Annotated in this window: 8 protein-coding genes; 2 read left to right on the top strand and 6 right to left on the bottom strand. The window is 30.8% G+C overall.

All coding sequences use genetic code 11. The features are described from left to right. Positions 1–129: 129 nt before the first annotated feature. The gene (locus SLH48_RS21970; protein WP_320259870.1) at positions 130–423 is read right to left on the bottom strand and encodes a hypothetical protein; all 294 of its coding nucleotides are present in this window, start codon (positions 421–423) and stop codon (positions 130–132) included. 516 nt (positions 424–939) lie between these two features. Then, on the bottom strand, positions 940–1,491 hold the full coding sequence (locus SLH48_RS21965; RefSeq protein WP_320259869.1) for a hypothetical protein: 552 nt from the start codon (positions 1,489–1,491) through the stop codon (positions 940–942). Between the two features lie 387 nt (positions 1,492–1,878). Here SLH48_RS21965 and SLH48_RS21960 point away from each other — a divergent pair, with 387 nt between their 5' ends. Further along, on the top strand, positions 1,879–2,229 hold the full coding sequence (locus SLH48_RS21960) for a DUF3889 domain-containing protein (protein ID WP_320259868.1): 351 nt from the start codon (positions 1,879–1,881) through the stop codon (positions 2,227–2,229). Positions 2,230–2,497: 268 nt separating this feature from the next. Next, positions 2,498–2,977, top strand: coding sequence for a YrvL family regulatory protein (locus SLH48_RS21955; protein ID WP_320259867.1), 480 nt, complete (start codon positions 2,498–2,500; stop codon positions 2,975–2,977). A 1,280-nt stretch (positions 2,978–4,257) separates the two neighbouring features. On the opposite strand, the gene SLH48_RS21950 is transcribed toward SLH48_RS21955, so the two are convergent. The 4 genes from SLH48_RS21950 to SLH48_RS21935 all read right to left on the bottom strand — a co-directional run. Beyond that, a complete protein-coding gene (locus SLH48_RS21950; RefSeq protein WP_320259866.1) occupies positions 4,258–4,659 on the bottom strand; it encodes an RDD family protein in 402 nt (133 codons plus the stop codon). A 220-nt stretch (positions 4,660–4,879) separates the two neighbouring features. Beyond that, a complete protein-coding gene (locus tag SLH48_RS21945) occupies positions 4,880–5,035 on the bottom strand; it encodes a hypothetical protein (protein ID WP_320259865.1) in 156 nt (51 codons plus the stop codon). 450 nt (positions 5,036–5,485) lie between these two features. Beyond that, positions 5,486–5,818: a hypothetical protein gene (locus SLH48_RS21940; RefSeq protein WP_214484977.1), complete on the bottom strand. Its 333-nt coding sequence runs from the start codon at positions 5,816–5,818 to the stop codon at positions 5,486–5,488. Between the two features lie 927 nt (positions 5,819–6,745). Continuing rightward, positions 6,746–7,565: S-layer homology domain-containing protein (locus SLH48_RS21935; protein WP_320259864.1), on the bottom strand; the 820-nt coding region annotated here is incomplete at its 5' end.

The following is a 7,565-nucleotide window of genomic DNA, read 5'->3' as shown; positions in this document are numbered from 1 at the left end:
CGAGAAGAGCCATACATAAAGAAAGACGCTTTTCGGAATTATTTCTGAAAAGCGCCATATTGTGGAAGATTGATATAGTTGATAAACACCTGAAATTCAGAAGCAAACTTCGATAAAAATACCCTTATGCTATATAGATTCAGCTTTTCTTTTCCTGAAAATCCCAATAAGAAGAATAACAAGTCCGATCAAAAATAGAAGTGGAAACATTACCATAAGTAGCGCTACCCCAGCAAAACCATCTCCTACTCTTATTGCAAACAGAATGGAAACAACCCACGATAATAAAGGTGCTATCGATACAATTGTAGTTATTCCCCAAATGATATATTTCTTTTTCTTCGATTTTCTATGACTTAACTTATAAGCTACTATTAGTGTCAATATTAAAATAATTAGTGCAATTGCTATTGGATTTTCCATCTACACCCTTCCTAAATAAATATAGTTCATACATATCCTCCCAGTATTTTCTACTAACTTTATTCTATATGATATTTCTGTTTTAGGCTATTTCCTTCTAGCTAAAAAAGAAGGTGTCTACTAAACATATGGTCCATTGTGGTTACTAAAAGTTCTTGGTTTAAACAATATTACTCAAAACATAAAGAAAGACGCTATTCAGTATAGTTTCTGAAAAGCGCAATATTGTTGAATAGCATGTAAGTAGTAAACACAACTCAACTTGAGTTTAACAAAATCCACCTTAGCAATAACTTGTTATACAAGAAATTTTGGAAATAAATTCAACTTGTATAAAAAGAACTTTGGTGAATCAACAATGTATAAAATCGTGTATATTTGATAAAATTGTAATTCTTTAAAATGTAGTTATATCAACGATTATAAAAATGCTTTGGTTCCTATAGCTGGTTGTAAACTAAATTTGAATAACCTATACATGGATATTCAAAATAAGCTGACGTTTAAAACATCAGCTTATGGAGATGGAAATCTTGCAGCTTCAAAGTTTGTTCCCTCACCTGTATTCAGAATATTCCCACCTACTGAACTTCTAAAAGTTACTGTTACATTATCTCCAGCTTGCAATTGAACTATTGTGCATAAGCTACTGGGGTGCTGCACAATTATTCCACCAATATAAGCACTACTAGTTTGAGCTACTCGAAAAAGATTAACGAAAATTTCCATGTTAGTTGAATGGTCTATTGCAGTATTGTTAGGTAGAAATAGTACATTTGCACAAATCGAGTACACACCAGATTGACTTGGGGTAAACGTCGAAGTACCAGGAGCATACTCATTATTTAGATCAAATATTTCACTAGGATAATTCACCCTAACAGATACGGTACCATTTATAATTTGGGAAGCAATATTATTTTCAGCTCTAAATGCTGATTGAGGGTCCGATAATCCGGGTATACCCATTGGTCCAATTGGCCCCTGTGGTCCTTGTTTCCCTGGTGGCCCCTGCGGTCCTTGAGGTGGTGGTGGGACAACCCTACACTTACAATCTTTATCTTTCATTATTATTTTCACCTTCTATTATTGTTTTTACTATATATGTATGGATATTTGTTATAGAAGGTTGGACTTAAATATATATTGTGACTAAAATGTACAAATGTGTAAATTACTTGTTTTAAACAAAACAAAAAAGGACTGGTAGCAGCCCTTAGGGGAATCTATTCATAGACAACACCTCATTTTAGTATTTCCTAACTTACTGATCCTAAATTTTTTCATTGCCCTTTTTTATTACTTCGTTTTATAGGATCAACTAGTCTTTTACCTAATAGGCTCATTTTTAAAATGTATAATTCTTAATGTAATCGTAATTGCCATCGTTTAAACTTTAATAAATATTTTTGATCAAATTCCATACCATACAAAATAAAGGGGTTATTTTAAACAGTGAGAAAAATTCCATCTATAACTATGTTATCTCTTTTAATAATTACTGAATGCCTATTATTGTTAAAGTTTGTTGTAATCCCGTTTAGTAGCGTTCAGGCAGATAAGGAAATACAATCCTACGAAAAATGGGGGGAACTTGCTCTAGAAAAGGCACAAGAAAAATATCCAAATTCAAGGATCATTGATTATTTACATATAGGTCGAGAAAATCTAGATAATGCTTCAGTCGAAAAGTTCAAGTTATGGTTAAATACTAATAATGTAGAATTCGGTGTATATGTTGATATCATGTTTGATAATCGAACAAATCAAATAATTAAAATAAATATTAAGGAAACACCAAACTGAAAAGAGTATATAAAAAAGACGCTTTTCTGTATTATTACCGATAAGCGCCATATTGCTTAAGACTTAAATTCGAGATAATTGTACTTGATAAAATAAGAATTTTTTTTCAATAAATACTAATTATATAGATTACTTTTTTACTGATGTGTTATTATTATTTATATTTTCTTCCTAAAGGGTAATAACCTTCTTTGATTCTTTTTGTAGGTAAGAGTCCTTGTTTTAACTAAAGGTTGGTAACAATAATTCTTTGTTCTAATTTGAGGATATGAAAAATAATGGGAAGGGGACATCTCATATTAAAAAATTTAAAACTATAAGTATCTGTATTTCTATCGTACTAATAGTCTTACTCTTTATTGCCTTTCTTGAATACATATTATTAAAAATATTGGGCTTCCAATATAATTCATTAATGGATTTAGTATTATTCTTTATTTTATATTTATTCCTTGAAATACCACTTTCAGTTCTTGTAAATGCAATACCAAAAGCTTTAAAGTCTGCTGGTATAGTCCATACAAGTAAAAAGTCGCTACCATTTATTTTGAATACAGTCATCACCTTTTTGTTAATCGAGGTAATCGATATTTTCATGGAAAATATTAATATCAATTGGCAAGGCACACTCATATTTGCTTTGGTTACTGGACTTATTGGTTGGAATTTAAACAAAGACGAAGATAATGAACCACCAGATATTGATAGTGAGGATTTTAATGAAATAGATAATAGATTTAAATCCTAAATTATTGAACACGTATTAGTTTAACATATCAGTGCTGTATTTAAATAGTACCCATAACAAAAAGTACCTACTATAATCATAAAAAATGCGATGATATTAAATCATCGCGCCAGATTGTTGAATAATATTGTCATGTAGCCTTAGACTAATCGACTCATTAATCATTGAATTTACAAAAATAAATAGCAATAACCACAATTTCTACTATGTTCCATATAACCTTGTTAAGGACTTTATTTTTTCCCGATTAACTAATTAATCACTGGTCATTATGGACAATACCCATAAATATCCTATTCCTAAGAATCCAATTGATATAGTAAGAAAAAAGATGGATAGATTAATGATCCATCTTTTTTTGATGTCAAACCCTAAATTTAACATTATTACACCGATGATAAGTATAAAAATGTTAATATGAATTATCCCAAATCATACACTCCTTCTTTTTGTTCATTCAATAGATATATTACGAAACACAATATCACTTGTGTTTGCTTATTAGGTAACTACCCTTAACATAGTCCAGATAGCCTTTACTAGCTTCTTGCGCCAGGTTGTTAAGGGAAAAAATATCTAATTTTTAAGCACTAGCTAAAAGAGATATGCCAACAAGACTCCACACTATTAACAGAAACGATGTTGTAAGCCAAAAAGTATTAATTGAAGTTTTTTCATCATTTTTAATTTTTTTCATTATAGAAACAAGGTTAACACAAAATATTATACATAATACAGGCGTTAAAAATATTCCAATATAAGCTGAAAGAATTATCAATTTACTCCACCACCTTTTTACAACTAAACTCAAACTAATTAACTTTACATGTCTATACTTTTATAAAAACATTCCATTTTTATAATAATTTTACTAATCTGATTATAATGAAAAGGTGTGCTTGAAGTAAATAATAACTTATAGATTAAGATTTCTTTATTTTGCTGTGAACATATATACCGATGGTGGATCTTAAACAAGTTTAACAATTATCAATGATTTTATATATTTCAAAAAAGTAATCATTATCTATTCTTAGAAGAGGCTCAATTATTTATTGAAGATTGTAATTTGTTTTTAAATGAAAAGACTACACTTTGAACTATAAGGATTATTGGTTGAAGAAGATTATTCCTATGGTCTAAATGGTGTGTTGAGGAATCTATTAACTTTATTATTCCACAATATGCCCTAAAATGAATAATGGCACATATCTATATTTCAGATATACGCCATATTGTGGAAAATTCACAGATTATAAAACTCCAATCTACACCAAATACTAAGTTCTATTTATAACAATAGTTCCAGCTAATAAATCATGAAAAGCACGATTATCTTGTCGCAAAATCACCATAAAAATGCTTATGATTAGAAGTATTCCAAATGAAATTAAATAGAGAAAACTTCCACCTATATATCTAATAACCATTGTTCCAATTGTAACCTTCTGGCCATTTGTTTTTACTACTCTGATACCCATTAAACGCTTTCCTATTAGATAACCATTCCAAAATACAGGTAATACCATCACATATAAACTGGTTATAATCTGTATTAGAAGTAAACCCTCTTCTGATTTAGTTATCAAGTAAATTGGTAGTGAAATAAACAAGAATATAAAGACGCTATCTATAAAATATGCAAAAAATCGAAACGCTAAATTGGCTGAGCTCGGTTCCACTTAAACACTTCCCTATAAATAACTTATTTTAGAAAAGTATATCATCTATATTCTTTTTCGATTACTTCCAAATTTATGAAAGATAACATCTTTATTTAACATGAGACTAAACTAATAATACCTAGAAGATAGTCTCTCTTTAATCAAGAAAGGCGCCATATTGTCGAATAATATTGTCATGTAGCCTTAGACTATTCGACTCACTAATCACTTTGTTTCATTATAATAATAATTGATTTTGATCAATTATTGGTGTATTGGGACTGCCTTCAATAGAAATGAATTCTGTATTTCCAGTTGATATTCCCTGATCTAGCCATATAACCATCATACACATCCAACAAACCATTGTTATTACAAATAAATAGGTATTCATATGATCTCCATTCTCTAAAAGGTTTTTATAGTATATATTAGTTATAACTTTATTTATTTCTTGGACTGGCATCCATATAGTTTGCCCGTTTTCTGTTATTTAGAGAAATTATCCTTAATACCATACTTATTCGACTGAATTTCTAATATATTTAGTTAATAAGAGCCACAATAACCCATAGTATAATTGCTATTATAAGGTATGAGATAGCCCTTATTACTCTAATGTATCCCCGTTTTTCTCCGAAGGATAGTTCATCCCACTTCTTTTTAAATTCCACCTATCATCACCTCAGTATCACTTGTGTTTCCTTAATAGGTAACTATCCTTAAGGTATTCCAGATAGCTTTACACACTTCTTGCGCCATATTGTTGAATAATATTTTCATATTGATCATCATTAAAAACAATTTGCGTTTAACATTCCTAACACATATACTTTTTTCTTGTTCAATCGTTATATGATGTCCACCCACGTTTATAAGCTTCTTTCCTGATGACATTTTTATATCCTGCAGAAGGAAAAAATATAGATCGGTAATTCCCTTCGTATATTTCGTGATAGCTTAACCACATGTCTTTCCGTTCCTCAATACCCATTTGTCTAGCAACGGCTAGAACTTCGTCAATTGCTTTCGGTAGACTAGTACCACTCCCAGAATATTTGATAGTCCCTGTCATACGTAATGACCCCATTTTATTGTCATCCCATTTTCCTTCAGCCATCCAGCCATCTTTATCTTTGTACCATACGTAAACTCTAAACAGTCGATACTTTCGCATTATTTACATCTCCCTGTTCATACTTGATCGTAATTTATAATTACTACTTCGTTATTACTCAAAGTCATAAAAAACACAGATTTAGATCGTTATTAGTAAGTAGGTTTTATATCAAGTGAATGTACGGGGATTTAATTAAAAAAAGACATTTATCATGTGGGAAAGCTCAATATGACATTTAGATTTATTGTCATTGAACCCCACAATTCCTTTATATAACATAAGATGCATTTATCAGCCAAGAAGAAATTCGCAGACAGAATTTTGAGTATTGCTCTACACTTTATTTATAAAAGGAATAAGTTTAGAAGTAGAAAGTGAAGATATGAAAGAAAAGGATAAAAAACAACGGTAGGATAATAATCACCTTTAATATAGGTATGTTATATATCTATATTAATCTTAACATACATAAATACTTTTTAGTAATTTCCAGTAAACTTCCTAATCTTTTGAACTAGTACAAGCATAATTCAATAATTTACATTAAATAAAATACACTTTATAATCACTCTCTCCTCCCTGCCTTTTCCTCCTTTAGCGTATAATCAGGGAGGATTTTTTCTGTACTTCCACAACATGGGCGTACTCTCTGATAATATGATCATGACCCTTTCTTAGATTGGACATTAAATTTTTCACTAAATAAATCTAGTAACCCTAAAGTCAAATGAGTACACTAAATTATCCCTAGACAAACAAATATTATGATCTTCAGAAATCTTTCCCAAAATGGAAAAAAGCGCTTATAATTTTTCAATTTAGCACCAGTTCATATTAAGAGGTCAACCAGCTACCTGATTGACCCATTTTTAATTAATATTATTCTTAAGGTAGTCAGGATAGCCTTAACTACACTCTTGCGCCATATTGTTGAATAAGGAAGTTTGATATTGATAGACAAAGCAAGCCACAGCTCGCTAATGTCTATTGTTTTACTTCCTCATATGAGGTAATTGGGAAGATTTCCTCAAATACCCAATCAGGAGTGTTCCATGAAACTGTATCTGTTTTTCTAGGGAAATGCACTTGCACATCCAGGTCTCTAACATACCACTTATTTAACTCTATCCCTTCTGGAAGGTTCACTCCTGAAGTATATCGAATGTACTGTGCACCTCTTACTCTTTCGCCAGTTTGACGTCCCTTCTGCACACTATGGTACATTGTGATATCAGTAACAAATATATTCTCTGAGATCACTTTGTTAGTTTTGGTTTCCTGAACAAACTCGTTAAACAATTGAGGCAATTCATCCCTTGAATAACTTACCCCATTGTATGTTTTACCACTCCGATAATAATAACGAATGTCATTTATCCAAGTATCACCAATTGTCTGATAATCACGATTAAAATACTTGTCCATATACCCTATTACAACATTTAATCTATCTCTTGTAAGCTCTTCCGTTCTATCCTGATACTTATTAGGATATCGCTTAAAATAGTTGACTTCAGCTAAAGAATCAAAAACATCATGATCAACAGGATAATTACTTAATCTCTCCAAGTCTGCTTCTTTATCAACCCAAGACTCTAACTCTTCTTTAGAATAATCATGGATTGATTTTTCTCCTTTAAAAGTTTCTAACAAATTATCTAAATCTGGTGATTTAGCTTTAGCACCTAGATAACGAGTTAGCATGACTGATGCTTGAGCTCTTGTTGCTAGACCATCAGCGTCAAAAGTTCCATCCGAACGACCACTCACTATACCAGAACCATTCGCTAATGCTACGTATGGT

This window comes from Cytobacillus sp. IB215316, from assembly GCF_033963865.1.
In the GTDB taxonomy this organism is placed as follows: domain Bacteria; phylum Bacillota; class Bacilli; order Bacillales; family SM2101; genus Nanhaiella; species Nanhaiella sioensis.
Note: the sequence above shows the minus strand (reverse complement) of the source record. Positions and strands in the feature narration are given on the sequence as shown.

Bases quoted from the DNA above. Each gene is read 5' to 3' on its own strand.
- SLH48_RS21970 (WP_320259870.1), bottom strand. From the start codon at position 423: ATGGAAAATCCAATAGCAATTGCACTAATTATTTTAATATTGACACTA.
- SLH48_RS21965 (WP_320259869.1), bottom strand. From the start codon at position 1,491: ATGAAAGATAAAGATTGTAAGTGTAGGGTTGTCCCACCACCACCTCAA.
- SLH48_RS21955 (WP_320259867.1), top strand. From the start codon at position 2,498: ATGAAAAATAATGGGAAGGGGACATCTCATATTAAAAAATTTAAAACT.
- SLH48_RS21945 (WP_320259865.1), bottom strand. From the start codon at position 5,035: ATGAATACCTATTTATTTGTAATAACAATGGTTTGTTGGATGTGTATG.
- SLH48_RS21940 (WP_214484977.1), bottom strand. From the start codon at position 5,818: ATGCGAAAGTATCGACTGTTTAGAGTTTACGTATGGTACAAAGATAAA.